General features: G+C 58.3%; 17 protein-coding genes and 1 riboswitch. Of the genes, 8 read left to right on the forward strand and 9 right to left on the reverse strand.

Going from position 1 to position 17236, the window contains the following annotated elements:
- Window positions 1-263: 263 nt before the first annotated feature.
- The gene (locus K3169_RS05145; protein ID WP_027900128.1) at window positions 264-1658 is read right to left on the reverse strand and encodes an ATP-binding protein; all 1395 of its coding nucleotides are present in this window, start codon (window positions 1656-1658) and stop codon (window positions 264-266) included.
- Window positions 1655-2317 (reverse strand): response regulator, encoded by a 663-nt coding sequence (locus tag K3169_RS05150; RefSeq protein ID WP_099271000.1) that lies wholly within the window; start codon window positions 2315-2317, stop codon window positions 1655-1657. Before K3169_RS05150 ends, K3169_RS05145 begins: the two co-directional genes overlap by 4 nt.
- A 169-nt stretch (window positions 2318-2486) precedes the next feature.
- On the opposite strand from K3169_RS05150, the gene K3169_RS05155 reads away from it, so the two are divergent.
- The 6 genes from K3169_RS05155 (at window position 2487) to mntP (ending at window position 8299) form a co-directional block, all read left to right on the forward strand.
- Window positions 2487-2756 (forward strand): PepSY domain-containing protein, encoded by a 270-nt coding sequence (locus tag K3169_RS05155; protein ID WP_263270457.1) that lies wholly within the window; start codon window positions 2487-2489, stop codon window positions 2754-2756.
- Window positions 2756-3301, forward strand: coding sequence for a cytochrome b/b6 domain-containing protein (locus tag K3169_RS05160; RefSeq protein WP_099270999.1), 546 nt, complete (start codon window positions 2756-2758; stop codon window positions 3299-3301). The genes K3169_RS05155 and K3169_RS05160 overlap by 1 nt, the downstream gene beginning before the upstream one ends.
- Before the next feature lie 38 nt (window positions 3302-3339).
- Window positions 3340-4638: a sialidase family protein gene (locus tag K3169_RS05165; protein WP_263270459.1), complete on the forward strand. Its 1299-nt coding sequence runs from the start codon at window positions 3340-3342 to the stop codon at window positions 4636-4638.
- Window positions 4635-5264, forward strand: a complete 630-nt coding sequence (locus K3169_RS05170) for a hypothetical protein (RefSeq protein WP_263270461.1) — start codon at window positions 4635-4637, stop codon at window positions 5262-5264. The genes K3169_RS05165 and K3169_RS05170 overlap by 4 nt, the downstream gene beginning before the upstream one ends.
- Window positions 5265-5287: 23 nt before the next feature.
- On the forward strand, window positions 5288-7321 hold the full coding sequence (locus tag K3169_RS05175) for an LTA synthase family protein (RefSeq protein WP_263270462.1): 2034 nt from the start codon (window positions 5288-5290) through the stop codon (window positions 7319-7321).
- Window positions 7322-7554: 233 nt separating this feature from the next.
- Window positions 7555-7726, forward strand: a riboswitch (yybP-ykoY riboswitch).
- 6 nt (window positions 7727-7732) lie between these two features.
- Window positions 7733-8299 (forward strand): manganese efflux pump MntP, encoded by a 567-nt coding sequence (gene mntP, locus K3169_RS05180; RefSeq protein WP_263270464.1) that lies wholly within the window; start codon window positions 7733-7735, stop codon window positions 8297-8299.
- A 148-nt stretch (window positions 8300-8447) separates the two neighbouring features.
- Here mntP and K3169_RS05185 read toward each other — a convergent pair whose 3' ends face one another.
- From K3169_RS05185 to K3169_RS05200, 4 genes are all read right to left on the reverse strand, one after another.
- Window positions 8448-9953 carry a methyl-accepting chemotaxis protein gene (locus K3169_RS05185; protein ID WP_263270465.1) on the reverse strand — a complete coding sequence of 502 codons (1506 nt, stop codon included), beginning with the start codon at window positions 9951-9953 and terminating at the stop codon, window positions 8448-8450.
- A 445-nt stretch (window positions 9954-10398) separates the two neighbouring features.
- On the reverse strand, window positions 10399-11697 hold the full coding sequence (locus tag K3169_RS05190) for an NAD(P)/FAD-dependent oxidoreductase (protein WP_099270993.1): 1299 nt from the start codon (window positions 11695-11697) through the stop codon (window positions 10399-10401).
- A gap of 282 nt (window positions 11698-11979) precedes the next feature.
- A complete protein-coding gene (locus K3169_RS05195; RefSeq protein ID WP_122397690.1) occupies window positions 11980-12489 on the reverse strand; it encodes an MOSC domain-containing protein in 510 nt (169 codons plus the stop codon).
- A complete protein-coding gene (locus K3169_RS05200; protein WP_027902141.1) occupies window positions 12486-13115 on the reverse strand; it encodes a DUF1780 domain-containing protein in 630 nt (209 codons plus the stop codon). Before K3169_RS05200 ends, K3169_RS05195 begins: the two co-directional genes overlap by 4 nt.
- 216 nt (window positions 13116-13331) lie before the next feature.
- On the opposite strand from K3169_RS05200, the gene K3169_RS05205 reads away from it, so the two are divergent.
- Complete coding sequence (locus K3169_RS05205) at window positions 13332-14390, forward strand: IS110 family transposase (protein WP_231678247.1); 1059 nt, start codon at window positions 13332-13334, stop codon at window positions 14388-14390.
- Between the two features lie 649 nt (window positions 14391-15039).
- Window positions 15040-15507 carry a hypothetical protein gene (locus K3169_RS05210; protein ID WP_027902142.1) on the forward strand — a complete coding sequence of 156 codons (468 nt, stop codon included), beginning with the start codon at window positions 15040-15042 and terminating at the stop codon, window positions 15505-15507.
- Window positions 15508-15544: 37 nt separating this feature from the next.
- Here the strand turns inward: K3169_RS05210 and yacG are convergent, their stop codons facing one another.
- The 3 genes from yacG to K3169_RS05225 are packed head-to-tail and all read right to left on the reverse strand — an operon-like array spanning window position 15545 to window position 17234.
- Window positions 15545-15745: a DNA gyrase inhibitor YacG gene (gene yacG / locus K3169_RS05215; RefSeq protein ID WP_027902143.1), complete on the reverse strand. Its 201-nt coding sequence runs from the start codon at window positions 15743-15745 to the stop codon at window positions 15545-15547.
- The gene (gene coaE, locus K3169_RS05220; RefSeq protein ID WP_263270468.1) at window positions 15742-16365 is read right to left on the reverse strand and encodes a dephospho-CoA kinase; all 624 of its coding nucleotides are present in this window, start codon (window positions 16363-16365) and stop codon (window positions 15742-15744) included. The genes yacG and coaE overlap by 4 nt, the downstream gene beginning before the upstream one ends.
- Entirely contained in the window at window positions 16362-17234 is an 873-nt protein-coding gene (locus K3169_RS05225) for a prepilin peptidase (RefSeq protein WP_263270470.1), read from the reverse strand. Before K3169_RS05225 ends, coaE begins: the two co-directional genes overlap by 4 nt.
- Window positions 17235-17236: the final 2 nt, after the last annotated feature.

Below are 17236 nucleotides of genomic sequence, written 5' to 3' on the forward strand. Positions count from 1 at the left end.
CGCACGCAGTTGAATCTGAGCCGGGCGCAAACCCCGTAGGAGCGAATTCATTCGCGAAAATCCGGTACATTCGATGTATCTGTGTCCATCAGGAATGCCGCCTTCCCGAATGAATTCGGTCCCACGGGATCTGCATGAACCTGAGATGTGCGCAATTCCTGTGGGAGCGAATTCATTCGCGATGAGGCCGGTACATCCGCTTCAGGTTTATTGCCTGTAAGACCGCCTTCCCGAATGAATTCGGTCCTACCGTTGATCTCATTTCAGGCCGGAGCGTTCAGCTTCAGCTCTACAAGACTCCTGAGCCGCAACTGCGCACAGCACCCGCCATCAGGGCGGTTGCCGATCTGCAGGCTGCTGTCGAGTTTTTTGACGATCATCTCGACGATGGCCAGCCCCAGCCCTGCGCCGTTGCTATGGCCATTTGTGTAGAAACGCTCCAGCAAGCGCGGTGCATTTTTTTCGTCAATGCCCGGCCCGCTGTCCTCGACGCGCAGCTCGGCCTCGCCGTTTTGAGCCCGGTCGAGAATGACCCGGATCTCACTGTTGGCCGGAGCGAAGTTAAGGGCGTTGGTCAGCAGGTTCTGAAAGGCGACGGTGATGGCTGCCGGATCACTGTGCAACCGGAAGTCCTCGACGCCATCGAATACCAGCTCGACTTTTTTCTCGGCTGCCAGTGGCGTCAGTTCGGCGAGTTCCTCACGGACCAGGCTGCCCAGATCGAAAGTCTGCAGTTCATCGTGTTTTATCTTCGGCTCAAGGCGCGCCATGGTCAGCAACTGACTGGCGATGCGCGTCGCGCGATCGACGCCATGCACCAGGTAATCCAGCGCTTCTTCGCGTTGTTCAGGCAGTTGCGCCTGTTTGGCATTTTGCGCGTGGATGCGCAGGATGGTCAGCGGGGTCCTTAATTCGTGAGCGGCATCCGCTATAAAACGACGCTCTCGATCCAGCAGATTTTCGATCTGGATCAGCAGGCGATTGAGTGCGGTTTGCATAGGCTCCAGCTCTTTAGGCAGAGGTGACAGGTCCAGCGGCTCAAGGCTTTCCGGCTCGCGTCGTCGGATGACGCTGGCCATGAATTGCAGGGGACGCATCCCCCAGCCAATCGCCAGCCAGATGGCGATGGCGAGAAGCGGCACGCCAATTACCGTTGGCCAAAGGGTATGGCGAACAATGCGTTGAATCAGGTCCTGACGCACGTCATCACGCTCGCCGACCCAGATCAACAGCCCTTGCTGGGCATCGACCAGCAGGAAGCCACACCAGTCATTGCCGTCTTTGAGGAAGTCATGTGAGCCCTCGGTAGCGGGCGGGCCGTCCAGCTCCGGTGCTTCGGCGGAACGCACCAGAAGTTCGCCCGTGTTGCGCCAGATCTGGAACGTCAAACGGGTTTCATAAGGATGTGCGGCTTCACCGCCACCCACTCGACTCATGGCTTCGTCGAAAGCCTGATAAAGCCGATCAAGGTCTGTTTCGCCCGGAGGCCGTTGGCGCAGAACGCCCTGCAGCAGGCGAGCGCTTTGCGCCAGCTGTGCGTCGTACACCTCTTCGATTTCGGTGTGGCTGTCGCGTAACGCCAACCAACTGATGGTCAGGTCGCCCAACAGCAGCAGGAGCAGCACGGGGACGAGGATGCGCGCGCGAACTGAACTCATGACAAAGTCTCGATCCGGTAGCCCACACCGCGCACGGTGCGGATCAATTCAGCGGAGAGTTTTTTGCGCAGATTGTGGATCAACACCTCCAGCGTATTGCTCTCCACCTTGTCTTGCCAGCCGTAGAGCGTGGACGACAAACGCTCGCGGGTCACGACTTTACCGGGCCGGATCATCAGTTGATGGAGGAGTTGATACTCCATGGGCGTCATGGCGATTTCTACGCCGTTGAAGCTGACTTGCTGGGTCGAAGGATCGAGGCTGATTGGCCCATGCTCCAGCAACGGTTGCGCACGTCCCTGACTGCGGCGCAGCAGCGCACGAACCCGAGCCTTGAGCTCATCCACGTCGAACGGTTTGACCAGATAGTCATCGGCACCGGCGTCCAGCCCGGCAATTCGGTCCGGCGTACCGTCCCGTGCGGTCAGGATCAGGACGGGCAAAGACTGTTGTTCCGCGCGAATCTGGCGCAGCAAGTCGAGACCGTCCAGACGCGGCAGGCCAAGGTCGAGCAGCAGCAAATCAAAGCGTTCGCTGCGCAGGGCATGAAGAGCGCTCGCGCCATCTTGCAGCCAGTCCAGCGTATAGCCTTCGCTGCCGAGGGCGACGCGGATGCCCTGGCCTACGGCACGGTCATCTTCCACAAGGAGCAGGCGCATAAGGTGTTCCGTATTGGTTTCAGCCGGTGAGGGCGCACATGATGCCGCTACGCCAGCGCTTCGGGCAGAGCCTTGTGTCGGAGAAGATGTAACGGTCTGTTGCGTCCTAAGCTTTCGCTAAGCTTTGTTTCGCACAGTAGCGCCTCCTTAGTTCTTACGAGTGTCTGCCATGCGTAAAGTCCTGTTGCTGGTTCCCTTTCTCCTCGCCAGCCCGCTGGCCCTTGCCGGACCACAATGCACCACCGCCGAACGCTCCACCTGGCAGGATCAGGGCAAATTCCAGGAGCAACTCAAGGCTCAGGGTTACGAGATCAGCAAGTTCAAAGTCACTGACGGCAACTGCTACGAAATCTACGGCTTCGACAAAGAAAAGCGCAAAGTCGAGATCTACCACGATCCGGTCACCGGCAAAGCCGTGAAGACCGAGATCAAGGGCTGATGAGCCGTCCCACCCTACGCCTGTGGGACCCGCTGGTGCGGCTGTTCCACATTTCCCTGGCCGGTGTGTTCGTCGCCAACTACTTCTTCAATGAGGCTGGTGACGATTGGCATGTCTGGCTGGGTTACTACGCGGTTGCCTGGCTGGTGGTGCGTGTGGTGTGGGGTTTCATCGGACCGCGCAGTGCGCGCTGGTCCGATTTCTGGCCGACGCCTGCGCGTTTGCGTGCCCATGTGAGTTCGCTGCTCAGGCGTCAGCCGGAACATCGGCTGGGGCATTCGCCGCTGGGCGCGCTGGTCATGGTGCTGATGATGGTGATGATTTTCGGCATCGGTCTGACGGGATGGTTGATGACCGAAGTAGATGCCTTGTGGGGCGCAGACTGGCCTCAGCAGATTCATGAAACGCTGGCTGACGGCCTGGCGTGGGTGGTGTGCCTGCATATAGCGGCGGCACTGTTTGAGAGTTATCAGGTGAAGGACAACCTGCCGTTGTCAATGATCACCGGCCGACGGCGGCCTCTCGCCGACGAGTCCCGTGATTGAGTCCAGACATTTTGCCTTCGCGGTTGTGATCAATACTCATGCGACTGACTTCTTTCAATGTACCTGTCTTGAGTGCATATCTTGCGCTCGCTCTGGTTTTCCTCGGCGCATGGCTCAGCCATCCGCAGCACAGGCTGTCCGGTTTCGCCGTTGCCCCGGTCCTCACACCGGCTTCAGGCGTTGCGGCTAAAGCCAGTTATAACACCCGCTTCGCATCGTCTGACCTGGATGATTTCGTACATTCCTCGGCAGTGACCGCATTGCCTGGTGGCGACCTGATGTCGGTGTGGTTCGCGGGCACTCGTGAGGGGGCGGGCGATGTCGAAATTCGCGCCTCGCGATTCGATGCGAGCTCAGGCGAGTGGGGCGATGAGCAAGTGCTAGCGACCCGTCAGTCCACTCAGGAGGGCACCGGTAAATACATTCGCAAACTCGGTAACCCGGTGGTTGCCCTGGCACCGGACCAGCGCTTGTGGCTGTTCTATGTGTCCGTATCGGTAGGCGGCTGGGCAGGCAGTTCAGTCAACGTGATGGTCTCCGAGGACATGGGTAAGAACTGGTCGCAGCCACGGCAATTGGTCACCTCGCCGTTTCTCAATATCAGCACCTTGGTGCGTGCCGCGCCGGTATTTCACGCCGACGGTTCGATCGGCCTGCCGGTTTATCACGAGTTTCTGGGCAAGTTCGCCGAATACCTTTACCTCAGCGCCAATGGCGATGTGATCGACAAATTCCGCATCAGCCGCGGCACGAACTCTCTGCAGCCAACCGTGGTGCCGCTGGATGACAAGCGCGCGGTTGCGTTGCTTCGCTACGCCGGCAATACGCATCACAAAGTGCTCGCCAGTCGCACCGAAGATGGCGGTCAGACCTGGAGCGAGCCGCTGCCCCTTGCGCCGAGCAACCCCAACTCTTCGCTGGCGGCCGTCGGTACCCCTGGCCGCGGCTTGTTGGTTGCGCTGAACGACCTGCGCGACGGTCGTTTCAAATTGAGCCTGTACGGCACGGACGAGCAGATGGATCACTGGACCTCTGTGATCGATCTCGACAAGTCCCCCGATCCGCAGGGCAATCCATTTTCCTTTGATGCCTACAAGGAAATCATCGGCGAAGGTTTCCGGGCCTCCAGTGGTGAACGCCGTCATCCGTTGGAGGAGGCGTTCCTGAGCAACCTCGATCAGCGCGTTTGCTCACCGCAAGGCTGCGATTTCGAGTACGAGTACCCGTACTTCATCCGCAGCCCTGAAGGCATCTACCACTTGGTGTATTCGTGGAATAACACCTTCATCAAACACGTCAGCTTCAATGAAGCCTGGCTGGCGGAGCAACTGCTGTGATGTCTCTATGGCAAGCCCATCTGTTTTTCAGTCTGGCGCTGTTCCTTCTGGTTGCACCGTTGGCACCGAGTCTGAAGTCACGCCTGATTATTCTGGCTGGATTTTCAGCCTTGGGCTTTGTCAGCCTCAATGGTCTTTCGCTGGCGGCCTATGTACGCAGCTTTACCGATGATCTGGCGATCACCACCGCGATTGTCCTTGTCTGGTTCAGCTTGCAGCGCCTGGGCATGAAACTGCCAGGAGTGGCTCGACCTGGCGCCGTCGTGGTGGTTGTTTTTGCTGCCCTGGCATTGGTCCTTTACCCGGCTACTTTGGGCCTCAGCTACAGCGATCCTTATCGTCTGGGCTTTAATCCGCGGCCCCTGATCATTGCTGTTGCGGTCATCGCGTTTGGTTTGTTGTACCTGCGTAATGGCCTGGGTGTGGTGATGCTGGCAGGCGCAACACTGGCCTTCGCGGTGCGCGGCAAACCTTCGGAAAACTACTGGGACTACCTGATCGACCCGTTGCTGGCGTTGTATTGCTTTGTGGCGCTGGTAGTGATGGTCGTGCGTGGCATCTATCGTCGCTGGCGCATTCGCCAGCCATTAACGCTATCAAACGGCAAGCCGGTTTCGGGCTTGTGAGTGCGACGTTCAAGGGGATGAAAATGGGGTGGCTGCAATCACGGCGCTTGCTGTATTGGCTGGGCGTGACCGTGCTGTTTTTCGTGCTGCTGAGCGTGTTGCGGCTGGTGTTTTTCTTCGGTTTTTCCGGCGTTGATCCTGCCAGTCTGAGCACTGACAACACGGTCGCACAGACGCTGGGCATCGGCTTCCGGTTCGACTTGCGTCTGGCTTTGCTGTTGGCGTTGCCTCTCGTTGTGCTGCTGTGGATTCCTCGCTGGAACCTGCTGAACGTCAAAACGATGCGTTGGTTGGCGCGGGTGTATCTGGCGGTTGTACTGGCGTTGGTCACTCTGGTTTACATCGTCGACTTCGGGCATTACGCGTATCTGGGTGTGCGGATCAACGCGAGCGTTATGCGTTATCTGGACGACGCGCAGATTTCCCGGGACATGCTCTGGCAAACCTATCCGGTGCTGTGGATCACCGCCAGTTGGCTCGCCGGTATCGGGGTCATAATCGCGGCCTTCATCGGGTTGGAGCGGCTGACCCTTGAGCGTCAGGCCAGGCCGATCAAGCGTTGGTCCGTCGCGTTTGGCGCAGTGCTCGTGACCATGGCCACGTTGTTGGGGCTGCTGGGACGGGTTGAAAACCTCAATCTGGAAAACCCGGTACCGCTGCGCTGGAGCGATGCGTTCTTTTCCGGCAACAGTCAGGTTGCCGCGCTAGGGTTGAACCCGGTGCTTTTCCTTTATGACACGCTCAAAGTCGGGCAATCGCGTTACGACGAAGACGTGGTGCGTGAGCACTATCCAGTGGTCGCTGATTATCTGGGCGTCGATAAACCAGACCCGCAAAGCCTGACCTTCAAGCGTCAGCAAGATGTGCAGCCATACAACGTAGCTGCCACGCGGCCGCCGAACGTGGTGTTTGTCATGCTTGAGTCCTTGGGCACCAGTGCGGTGGGGGCATACGGTAATCCGCTCAACCCGACCCCAAATCTGGATCGGCTGGCTCAGCAAAGCTGGTTCTTCCGGCATTTCTATGTGCCCGTGACGGGAACGGCCAAAACTGTATGGGCAAGCATTACCGGGGTGCCCGATGTGACCCGTCAGGAAACCGCGACCCGACACCCGATGCTGACCCGGCAAAACACACTGATCAACGACTTCAAGGGCTACGAGAAGCTGTACATGATTGGCGGCAACTCCGGTTGGGCCAACATGAATGCTCTGATCCGCCGCAGCATCGTCGACATTCGACTCTATGACGAGCGTGACTGGCATTCGCCTGTGGTGGATGTCTGGGGGATTTCCGATCTGGATCTGTTCAAGGAAGGCGACCGAATCCTGCGCGCGCTGCCCAAGGACCAGCCGTTCTTCGCCTATTTGCAGACGGCAGGCAATCACCGGCCGTTTACCATTCCCAAGGAAAACGACGGTTTTGAAGTCAGCAAACTGACCCTCGAACAAGTTCAGGCAGCGGGCTCGCGCAGCGTCGAGCAATACAACGCGGTGCGCTTGCTGGACTTCAATATCGGGCGGCTGATGGAACTGGCCAAGGCTGGCGGTTACTACGAGAACACGATTTTTGTCCTGTTTGGCGACCACAACACCCGTATCAGCCAGATCCCGCACATGCCTCCGGCCTTTGAACAGTTAGGCCTGGAGAGCAACAACGTGCCGATGTTGATCCACGCACCAGGCTTGATAGGGACAAAGGTGGTGGAAGAGGCGGTCGGGTTGGCGGACTTGTTGCCCACCGTGGCAGGTATGGCGGGTATTCCGTTCAGCAATGGCGCCATGGGGCGGGATATACAGCAACCTGCGCCGGAAGGAGAGCGTGTCGTGCCATTGGTATTGCGCGAAGGTACGTTCCCGTTAATTGGTGGCGTGACCCGGCATTTCCTCTTGCAGATGGAACACGACGGCACATCCCCGACGCTGCATGACCTGGCCTCGGCAACCCCGCTGGAGGATGTTGCCGGTCAGCATCCGGAGGAGTTCAGTCGCTTGCGTGCGTTGACCCTCGGGCTGCATGAAAGCGCGCGATTGATGTTGTACCGGAATGTGCAGTGAGCCTGGGCGTGGCTATGTCATCGCTTAGTCACTGCAACTCGATTGCTTGAACTGCAATGCATTTACCCGTGGGAGCTGGGCTTGCCCGCGATAAGGTATAGGTGATCTACCTGCAGAATCGAGGTGTCCTTATCGCGGGCAAGCCCAGCTCTCACAGAGAAAGTGTTCCTCCTGTACAACCGAAAATTTGTGAAGTGTTTGACGATATTTTCATGCCCGGAACGGGTATGATGCCCACCTTCGTTGGGGAGTAGCCTGCTGCTGAGTTATCTCAGGAGCGTTCGTATCAACATTCTCGGCAGCAGCCGTGGTACGAACACCTTTTTTGGTTGGCGAGACCAGCGACATATCCATGCCTAAAGTCGGGCGTGTGGATGTGTCGTTGACTCATAGCCCGACTGGAAGTAAACCGTGAGCCCCATTTCTCTCATATTCGTTGCCCTGGCCATGTCCACGGACGCTTTTGCAGCGGCCATCGGTAAAGGCTCCAGCCTGCACAAACCCCGTTTTATCGAAGCGCTGCGCACCGGTGTTATTTTCGGTGTGATTGAAGCCATCACGCCCGTCATCGGCTGGGCGATTGGCAATGCGGCCAGCAGCTTCGTTGAAAGCTGGGACCACTGGATCGCCTTCACGCTGCTGCTGGTTCTCGGCTTGCACATGATTTACAACGGCGTGAAGCAGGACGATGAAGAGCCCGAGGAGAAAGCGGGTCAGCATTCGTTTCTGATTCTGGCCGTTACTGCTTTCGCCACCAGCATCGACGCGCTGGCCGTCGGGGTTGGCTTGGCATTTGTAGACGTGAATATTCTGGTCGCAGCGGCGGCAATCGGTCTGGCGACCATGACCATGGTCACCATTGGTGTGATGCTGGGCCGGGTATTGGGCACCATGGTCGGCAAGCGCGCCGAGATTATTGGCGGTGTGGTGCTGATACTGGTCGGCGCGACGATCTTGTATGAGCACTTGTCGGCGTAGTCAACGCGAGCATTTTGTAGGAGCTGACGAGCAGCGCGAGGCTGCGAAGCATTCATCCTGGCAGACCGCAATCGCAGCCTTCGGCAGCTCCTACAGGTCCAGTATTTGCCGCGAGACAGCGCGGCAGAAAGAGATAGCGTCTCAGCAATTACAGCTGTTTTTTCACCGCAAACGCCGCGCCCAGCGCCTCAAGCCGGTTCGCCATCGGCGAGAGGTCTTTGCTGCACTGGACGAGGGTAACGACATCCGTGGCATTGTTCTGCGCAATGGCGTGGACCGCGGTCAAGCGATCATTGATACCCACCGATGCAGCGGATTGCTGCTCAGTGGTGCCTGCGATCAGTACGTTCAGCCGGCGGATCTCCAACACATCGGCAACGGTGCTTTTCAATAGCTCAGAGCCCAGTTGACTGGCCTGTACGCAACGACCGACTTCTTCGCCGCTGGTACGCATCGAGTCCGCTGCGGTGCGGCTTTCCTTCTGCAACGATTCAACGATCTGGCGAATTTCGTCCACCGAGCCTGCTGTCTTCTGCGCCAGGCCGCGAACCTCATCGGCCACTACGGCAAATCCGCGGCCCTGCTCACCGGCGCGGGCAGCCTCAATGGCGGCATTCAGCGCCAACAAATTGGTTTGCTCGGCGATTTCACGGATTACGTTGATCACCTTGCCAATCTTTTCTGCCTGTTCGGCCAGCGACTGCACGCTCAGATTGGCGCCGCTGATGGAGGACTCCAGGTTGGCGATATCCTTGCTGGCCTGATCCACCGACTCACGACCTTTTACCAACTGATCATTGGCTTTGTTGGCACCCTGATGAGCCTGGCTGGCGTGTTGCGAGATGTCGTCCAGAGCCGTGGTAAGCGACTGCATGGCGTCGACCATACGAGTGATTTCCGCCAGTTGCTGCTGCGCGCCTTTGTCCAGCGTTTCGCCGGTGACAGAGAGCTTGCGACCCATGTCGCTCAACCCGCGGGTCTCGTGAATGACGCCGCCAACGGTGTGGGTGATTAACGTCAGGAAATCATCAAAGCGCTGTGCAGAGTGTGTGCCGGCACGATTTTCAGTGACGGCTGTTCTGTTATCCAGGCGCGTTGCCGCCTGCAGGATCTTGTCCAGCAGATCCTGGCTTTCTTTGGCCGCGCTATAGCTGTGAATGGCGAGATAAATCAGGATGGCGCTTTCCGCGACGACATAGGCCGCGTGAATGAAGATCACACCCCAGCCGCCGTGATGTTGCATCACGTACACCGGGTAGCCTTGATGTTGCAGCACATGAAACAACAGGTGGTGAACCGCGATGGTGGCCGCAGCGACAACGATGGGCAGCCAGTCCCGGTAAAACGTCAGGACGGCCAACAGCGCGAAAATCCCGAAGTGGACTTCAATGACGCCTTGGGTCTGGTTGATGTGCAGGCCCGCCATGACCATCAGGGCCACGCCCGTCAGGCAACGAAACAAGCGGGTGCCACGCAGTGTCGGGTAAAGCGCGGTCATCGCCAGAGCGGTGCCGCCACCGACCAGAATGGCCTGGCCAAAGGTCGAGTAAATAGTCGCCAGCCCCAGGGCGTAGACAAAACATATCCACAGGAGCCCTAGCATGATGCGGTCGGCTTTACGGTAATGATCAGTGAAGCGGGGCACCGTCGACATAACGCAAATCCTCAACATCCATTTCATGAAACCGCATGGACGCCGAGTATGCCTGTGTCGGTTGGACTAAAGAAGCGGAATGCCATTACTGGTGCAGTTGCTGCACACAATGGATCTGGGGGAGGGGCGCTGTCGTGCGCCAAACGCGGACCTGTGGGAGATTCTATGATCGCCTGCAATCCCGTAGGACTGGCTTTAGGCGGGAGAGCGGTATTTCTGGCGAATAATATGTGGTGAATGTCCCGACGCTCTCCCGGCTAAAGCCGGTCCTACTGAATAGCGCGGTCTATGTGGGAGCGAGGCTTGCCCGCGATGAGGCTGGACGCGACCTAAAGTGAACCGCGTCCAGCCTCATCGCGGGCAAGCCTCGCTCCCACATAGCCCAGAGTTTGCTGCGCTAATGCGCGGCATCGGAGATCAGGTAGCTACAGAAAAAGAGCGGTTATTAATGCAGCTTCATCCGCGGCTCGGTCCCTTTGCCGATACGGCTGCCGAGCATCAGCATCAGCGTGCGGAAGGTGCCGTAAAGCGCCATCTGGTGCATGCGGTACAGGGAAACGTAGAACATCCGCGCCAGCCAGCCTTCGAGCATGACGCTGCCGGTCAGGTTGCCCATCAGATTACCCACTGCCGAGAATTTCGACAGCGATATCAGCGAGCCGTAATCGGTGTATTTGTATTCCGGCAGCGACTTGCCTTCGATACGCAGCTTGAGGGATTTGACCAGCAGTGACGCTTGCTGATGCGCCGCTTGTGCGCGAGGCGGCACGTTACGGTCCGAGCCTTTCTGTGGGCAGGCTGCGCAATCGCCGAACGCGAAGATGTTTTCGTCGCGTGTGGTCTGCAGCGTTGGGAGCACTTGCAGCTGGTTGATGCGGTTGGTTTCCAGCCCGTCGATTTCCTGCAGGAAGGCCGGTGCACGAATGCCTGCCGCCCAGACCTTGAGCGTGGCCGGAATCACCAACCCACTGGCGGTGATCAGCGAGTCGGCCGTGACTTCACTCACGGCGGCATCGGTCAGCACCGTAACGCCGAGTTTCTCCAGGGTTTTATGCACCGGCCCGCCGATGCGTTCAGGCAATGCAGGCAATACCCGCGGGCCTGCTTCGATGACAGTGATGCGCAGGTTTTCCGGCTTGATCTTGCCCAATCCGTAAGCCGCGAGTTCGTGAGCCGCGTTGTGCAGTTCAGCCGCCAGCTCGACGCCAGTAGCACCTGCACCGACGATGGCCACGGTGATTTCCTGGGTGTGGTCGACTTGCCCGGCGTGAGCGCGCAGGTAGTGGTTAAGCAACTGCTGGTGGAATTTCTCAGCCTGCTTGCGCGAATCAAGGAACAAGCAGTGCTCGGCGGCGCCAAGCGTGTTGAAGTCGTTTGTGGTGCTGCCTACCGAAATCACCAGCGAGTCGTAATCCAGGCTGCGCGCAGGAACCAGTTCCAGACCGTTTTCATCCAGCGTGGCGGCCAGATGAATTTGCCGCGCCTCACGGTTCAGTCCCGTCATTTTGCCGAGCTGGAACTGAAAGTGGTTCCACTTGGCCTGAGCCACATAATTCAGCTCATCCTCATAGGAGTTGAGCGAACCTGCCGCGACTTCGTGCAGCAGCGGTTTCCAGATGTGGGTCAGGTTGGCGTCGACCAGGGTCACGCTTGCCGTGCCTTTCTTGCCCAGGGTTTTACCCAGGCGGGTCGCCAGCTCCAGACCGCCAGCGCCGCCGCCAACGATGACAATACGATGAGTCATAGGGATATCTCATAAGGTTTAAGGAATTCGGGGGGAGTGAGTTGATCCTCGCGAGCGCTGTCTTGCTGCTGCTCAGAGCGTCAGATAACTCAACAAAAGGCTCGACACGTCCAGGCCAACCACCATTGCAGCCACCCCGAAAAGGAGCAGCCAGGGACAAATGGCCGGCGCTCGACTTGGTCGTGGGGGCTTGCAGGTACTCTTCGACACATGCTTCGACACGCGTTTGGTCGTTGGGTTTCAGGCGACTGGACATGAGCGTCTCAGAAAAGGGCGCAGCGGTTATTCGGCAATCAGTTCCAGCGGTTCGACCCGCAGCGAATCGTCCAGACGAATGATGCCGCTTTGTATCACTCGCGCAGTAATTCCGCCATGCCCACGTACTGCCTGAAAGGTGCCGTGCCCAAGACGCTGTTCCAGCCGGGCGCAAGGCTGGCACCAACCGGTGGTTTCCAGAATGGCCTGACCGATCTTGAAGCGACGCCCCTTGAGGCTGAACAGATTGATACCGCTGATCACCAGATTGCGGCGCAGGTCCTGAGGCACGATGGGTTGATCTTCGGGTCGGTTCAGCAGGGAGCTGACCACCGCCAGATGCTCCCATTGAATCAACGTGACCTGCCGCGCATTGCGTGGGCCGGGGCGCGCATGGTCGCCGGTCAGGCCGGCTTCGCGACGTGCTTCCACCGCATCCAGCTCGACCATTTCGCCACGGGATTCAGGGCGTACGCCAATCCAGCGCACCCGGCCGGTTTGCGGTACGTCGGCCAATAGTTCTTGCAGAGGGCTCATAAGCTGATTCCAACATCGAAAACCACGCTGCGACCCAGGTTGGTTCGCAGAAAATCCGGAGCGCCCGGGTGGGCAAATAACACTCGGGCAAAGGTTGGGCCCACCAGTGACAAGGAACGCCAACCCTGGCGCAGGTACTCGGTGGGTGGCGGGAAATGGCTGTTCAAGTCGAGTACTTCGCGCTTGAGGCTGGCGAAGGCGATGATGTCCAGCCCACTCAGGTCGATACCGCGTTCGTTGTAGTTGGTGGCTTTTTTGCGCAGTGTGGGCCCCAGCCGTTGCAGCAGATCGCTTGCAGGAATGCGTTTGGGCTTGGCTTCGCGGCGCACCAGTTGGCTCAGGGAAAATGCGCCACGCCTGCGCGCCAGCTCCTCGCGCCACTCATCGTTGAGGCGACGGCCTTCATCCAGGACGAAGAACACTTCAAAACGCGCGTCACGAAACAGCACGTCGGGCGGTTCCTGCACGGCTGCGGTGAAGTCTTCGTGACGATGCGTAATGTTCAGGCCTTGCAGCAGACGCTCACAAACCCATCGCTCACGCTCCCACTTTCGCGCATTGGAAAGAAACGCGTTGGCTTGTTCGGCCTGGATCGTGAGCAGGCGTAGGTAGTCTGAGTCATCCATAGGCCAAGCTTAGCGTTCTAATAGCTACAACTGGAAGAAGGATTAACGGGTTAATTCTGTGGGAGATCTATGTTGCTTGTAATCCCGTAATTGGATGGACTCGCCCAAGCCGAGGCGTCAGTAGCGCCACGGTGGCATTCTTAAGAAGCCAACGACAGCGAGGGCGAGTCCATGAAAAAGCATACGATCAAAAGTAACGCTTTGTCTTCAGCCGATGTGTCGGCTTGTTCAACAGTGGCTGTAGATCTTGCCAAGAACGTATTCCAGATAGCCGGAGAAGACGCCCTTGGTCAGGTCATTTACGAAGAGCGAATCAAGTCACGCGAAGCCTTTGTAGCCTTTTTACAAAAACTGCCGTCAAGCGTGACGGTGCTGATGGAAACCGGCCCTGGCGCACAGGCTTGGGCGCAGTTGCTGCAAGCTCAGGGCAATCAGGCGCGAATTTTACCGGCGCAACATGTCGCCAATCATCGCAGCGGCGCCAAGAATGACCGCAACGATGTCCTGGCGATATTGCGCTCGGGACGAGATGTAAACATTGCTTCAGTGCCCGTCAAAAGTAACGCGCAATTGGCCATGCAGGCCCTGCATCGTGTTCGGCAAGGGTATGTAAAGCGGCGCACCGCAATGGGTAATCAGATACGTGGGTTGCTGCTGGAACAAGGCATTGCCATGGCGCAAGGGGCGGTGGCCCTAAGCCGAAATGTCCCACGCATACTGGAAGACGCAACCCAGCCATTGCCAGATATGTTGCGCGAGTTGGTCGACGAACTGCTGGGCGAATGGAGTCAGCTGGGTGAACGTATCGACGTGCTGACGGGGCGTCTGGAAGCTGCCGCGCGCGAAGACAAGACAGCAAAGCGCCTGATGACAGTACGTGGCATCGGTCCTGTCATCGCTACAGCGCTACTGGCCAAGCAAACTGAACCTGGGCGCTTCGCCAATGCACGAATGTTCGCAGCCTACTTCGGTACGGTTCCTGAGCAAAACAGCAGCGGACAAAAAGTTCGGCTGGGCAAAATTTGCAAACGCGGTGATGGCTACATTCGCAGCCTTTCAATTCAGGGAGCGCACGCTGTGTTAAGGCAGGTGCGGCCTGACTCTGAACATCCGGATGATCGCCGTTTGAGACGCTGGTTAAGCCAGCATGGTCAAAAGGGAGCCGCCGTCAGATTGGCCAACCGAAACCTGCGAATCGTCTGGGTGCTGCTGCAAAACGATCAGACCTATAGTCGCCAGCCAGCGGGTTGCCAGGAGGCGACGATGAATCATTGAAAAAACAGAGTTCTGCCACCGGGGTGCTGGGTCACCTCAACCGCTGCTTAAGAACATTGACCCTTGGTCAGACCGTCGTGGATAGATGCCTACGGTCCTACTGGCCCTTTTGAGGCCTTATCGTAATTGGCATACCGCGAGCTCACCCAATGCTGGCCAGAAGCTAACGATGCTTCCTCGAATAGGCCTTATACATAGATGCAACCGGGTAGCAGTGTTCAAAAAGCGGGTTGAAAGTAGGGGCGAGTCCATACATAGGACCGGCTTTAGCCGGGAGAGCGGTATTTCTGACGAGGAATATGTAGTGAATGTCCCGATGCCCTCCCGGCTAAAGCGGAACGCCGCCCGGCCGGTCCTACGGAATAGCTCGGTCTATGTGGGAGCGGTGCTTGCCCGCGATAAGGCTTCGGTGATCTGCCTGTCAAACCGCGGTGCCTATATCGCGGGCAAGCACCGCTCCCACAGGTTGGCCATGATTTCAAGTTCATCACCGACCTGTGGGACCGAATTCATTCGGGAAGACGGCATACCAAGCGATGTATAAGCTTCGGATGTACTGGTCCCTTCACGAATGAATTCGCTCCCACAGGTCCGCGCCCATTTCCGCTATGGTGTTGGCTTTTCCACTCCACTCAGGAGAGTTGCACCCTTGAAACTCTGGCCCATTCTGCTGTTGATCCTGTTGCCGTTTACCGCGCAGGCCATTGAAATCGGGGATCCGGTGCCGACCTGGAGTCTGTTCGACCAGTTTGATGAGCCGTATGTGATGGACCCGCAAAAGACCCAGACCATTCTGGTGGCCAGCAGCATGAGCGCGGGCAAGATCATGGAGAAGGCACTCAAAGACAAACCCAAAGGTTTTCTGGAGGCCCGGCACACGGTGTTCATCGCCAACATCGAACCCATGCCTGCGTATGTCACCAAGTTCTTTGCCGTGCCGAAAATGCGCAGGGTTTACTCGTATCGGGTAGCGCTGGACCGCGAAGCGCAGATCGCGCCGGGTTATGGCGGGGATGCAGCGGCCGTTCAGTGGTTGCAGATCAAGGATGGCAAGTTGCTGGAGCGGCAGGAATTCAACGGACCGGACGCGCTTCGCGAAGCGCTGGAGAAGCCGTGAGCCGAGCCTGATCAGGTCAGGCTCAGTCACGTATAGATCAATGCCTGTCTGGCAGATCGCCGGAAAACATTTCGTCTTCGGCATCCGGGCTGACCGGAATCGCATGTTCTTCCGACGCCCATGCGCCTAGATCGATCAGCTTGCAGCGTTCAGAGCAGAACGGCCGGGCAGGGCTGGCGGCGCTCCATTCCACGGGGGCGCCACAAGTTGGGCAATCGACGGTCATTGGTTGGCTCATGATTGGCCTCCGGACAAAGTTAAATAAAAGTGGTGCAGCCGCTGGACCTCGCTTCGCAGCCAGGCAGCGTCCCGGTCATTGACCAGCACATCATCGGCACGACTCAATCGATCTTCGCGACTGGCCTGCGCCTTGATAATCGCCTCGACTTGCTCCTGACTGGAACTGTCGCGCAGCATGGTGCGCTGGACTTGCACGTTTTGCGGGACATCGATGACCAGCACGCGTTGAGTGATTTTCCACTGGCCGGACTCGACCAGCAGGGGCGAAACCAGAATCGCGTAAGGCGAGGTGGCGCTGGCCAGGTCGCGCTGGATTTCGGTGCCGATCAGCGGGTGCAGCAGGGCTTCGAGCCAGCGGCGTTGTTCGGCATCCTCGAAAATCAAGCCGCGCAGGGCACCTCGATTCAGCGTGCCATCGGCATGCAGCACCGTCGGCCCGAAGTGTTCTGCGATGTGTGCCAGCGCCGGACGGCCAGGTTCAACCACCCAGCGCGCGGCGTGATCGGCGTCGACCACATGAATGCCCAGATCAATGAAGCACTGCGCCGCGGCGCTCTTGCCGCTACCGATGCCGCCGGTAAGGCCGAGAATCCAGGGTTTTTGAGCGGTTGGGGTCATCTGAAACCGGCAAATTGCAAATAGGAGTCGGTTATTTGACCACCCCAGAGCAAAGCGATCCAGCCTGCGATGGCCAGATAGGGACCGAAGGGGATCGGCGTGCTGGTTTCGACATTACGCAAACGCAGCATGATCAGGCCCAATATTGCCCCTACCAGCGATGAAAGCAGGATGGTCAACGGCAGGATCTGCCAACCACCCCAGGCCCCGAGCATGGCCAGCAATTTGAAGTCGCCATGGCCCATGCCTTCTTTGCCAGTGATCAGTTTGAACAGCCAGTACACCGACCACAACACCAGATAACCGGCCACTGCGCCCCAGAGCGCGTCGCTCAGGTTGGTGAACAGGCCGAACGAGTTGACGATCAGGCCCATCCACAGCAGCGGTAAGACCAGGTCGTCAGGCAGCAACTGGTGGTCGGCGTCGATCAGACTCATGGCCAGCAGGCCCCAGCTCAGTACCAGCATCGCCGCAGCAGGCCAGCCAAAACCGAAGTGCCAGGCGATGTAGCCGGACAGCAGGCCGCAGGTCAGCTCCACCAGCGGGTAACGTTTGCTGATCGGTGCTTTGCAGCTTGAGCATTTGCCACCCAGAAACAGGTAGCTGAGCACCGGCAGATTCTCCCACGGACGAATCTGATGAGCGCAATGCGGACAACGGGAGTGCGGCAGGATCAGGTTGAAGGTCTCGCTTTCAGGCTCGGCGGGCAGTTTGAGCATTTCCCGGGACTGAGCCTGCCAGTCGCGCTCCATCATGATCGGCAGGCGATAAATCAGCACATTGAGAAAGCTGCCCACCAACAAGCCAAGAATCAGTGCGGATAAAACAAAGGCCAGCGGTGAGCTGGCCAGAAAATCAACAAGCAGCATTG

It is taken from the genome of Pseudomonas phytophila (assembly GCF_025643095.1).
Classification (GTDB): Bacteria; Pseudomonadota; Gammaproteobacteria; order Pseudomonadales; family Pseudomonadaceae; genus Aquipseudomonas; species Aquipseudomonas quasicaspiana.

Bases quoted from the DNA above. Each gene is read 5' to 3' on its own strand.
- K3169_RS05145 (WP_027900128.1), bottom strand. From the start codon at position 1,658: ATGAGTTCAGTTCGCGCGCGCATCCTCGTCCCCGTGCTGCTCCTGCTG.
- K3169_RS05150 (WP_099271000.1), bottom strand. From the start codon at position 2,317: ATGCGCCTGCTCCTTGTGGAAGATGACCGTGCCGTAGGCCAGGGCATC.
- K3169_RS05155 (WP_263270457.1), top strand. From the start codon at position 2,487: ATGCGTAAAGTCCTGTTGCTGGTTCCCTTTCTCCTCGCCAGCCCGCTG.
- K3169_RS05160 (WP_099270999.1), top strand. From the start codon at position 2,756: ATGAGCCGTCCCACCCTACGCCTGTGGGACCCGCTGGTGCGGCTGTTC.
- K3169_RS05165 (WP_263270459.1), top strand. From the start codon at position 3,340: ATGCGACTGACTTCTTTCAATGTACCTGTCTTGAGTGCATATCTTGCG.
- K3169_RS05175 (WP_263270462.1), top strand. From the start codon at position 5,288: ATGGGGTGGCTGCAATCACGGCGCTTGCTGTATTGGCTGGGCGTGACC.
- K3169_RS05185 (WP_263270465.1), bottom strand. From the start codon at position 9,953: ATGTCGACGGTGCCCCGCTTCACTGATCATTACCGTAAAGCCGACCGC.
- K3169_RS05190 (WP_099270993.1), bottom strand. From the start codon at position 11,697: ATGACTCATCGTATTGTCATCGTTGGCGGCGGCGCTGGCGGTCTGGAG.
- K3169_RS05195 (WP_122397690.1), bottom strand. From the start codon at position 12,489: ATGAGCCCTCTGCAAGAACTATTGGCCGACGTACCGCAAACCGGCCGG.
- K3169_RS05200 (WP_027902141.1), bottom strand. From the start codon at position 13,115: ATGGATGACTCAGACTACCTACGCCTGCTCACGATCCAGGCCGAACAA.
- yacG (WP_027902143.1), bottom strand. From the start codon at position 15,745: ATGAGCCAACCAATGACCGTCGATTGCCCAACTTGTGGCGCCCCCGTG.
- coaE (WP_263270468.1), bottom strand. From the start codon at position 16,365: ATGACCCCAACCGCTCAAAAACCCTGGATTCTCGGCCTTACCGGCGGC.
- K3169_RS05225 (WP_263270470.1), bottom strand. From the start codon at position 17,234: ATGCTGCTTGTTGATTTTCTGGCCAGCTCACCGCTGGCCTTTGTTTTA.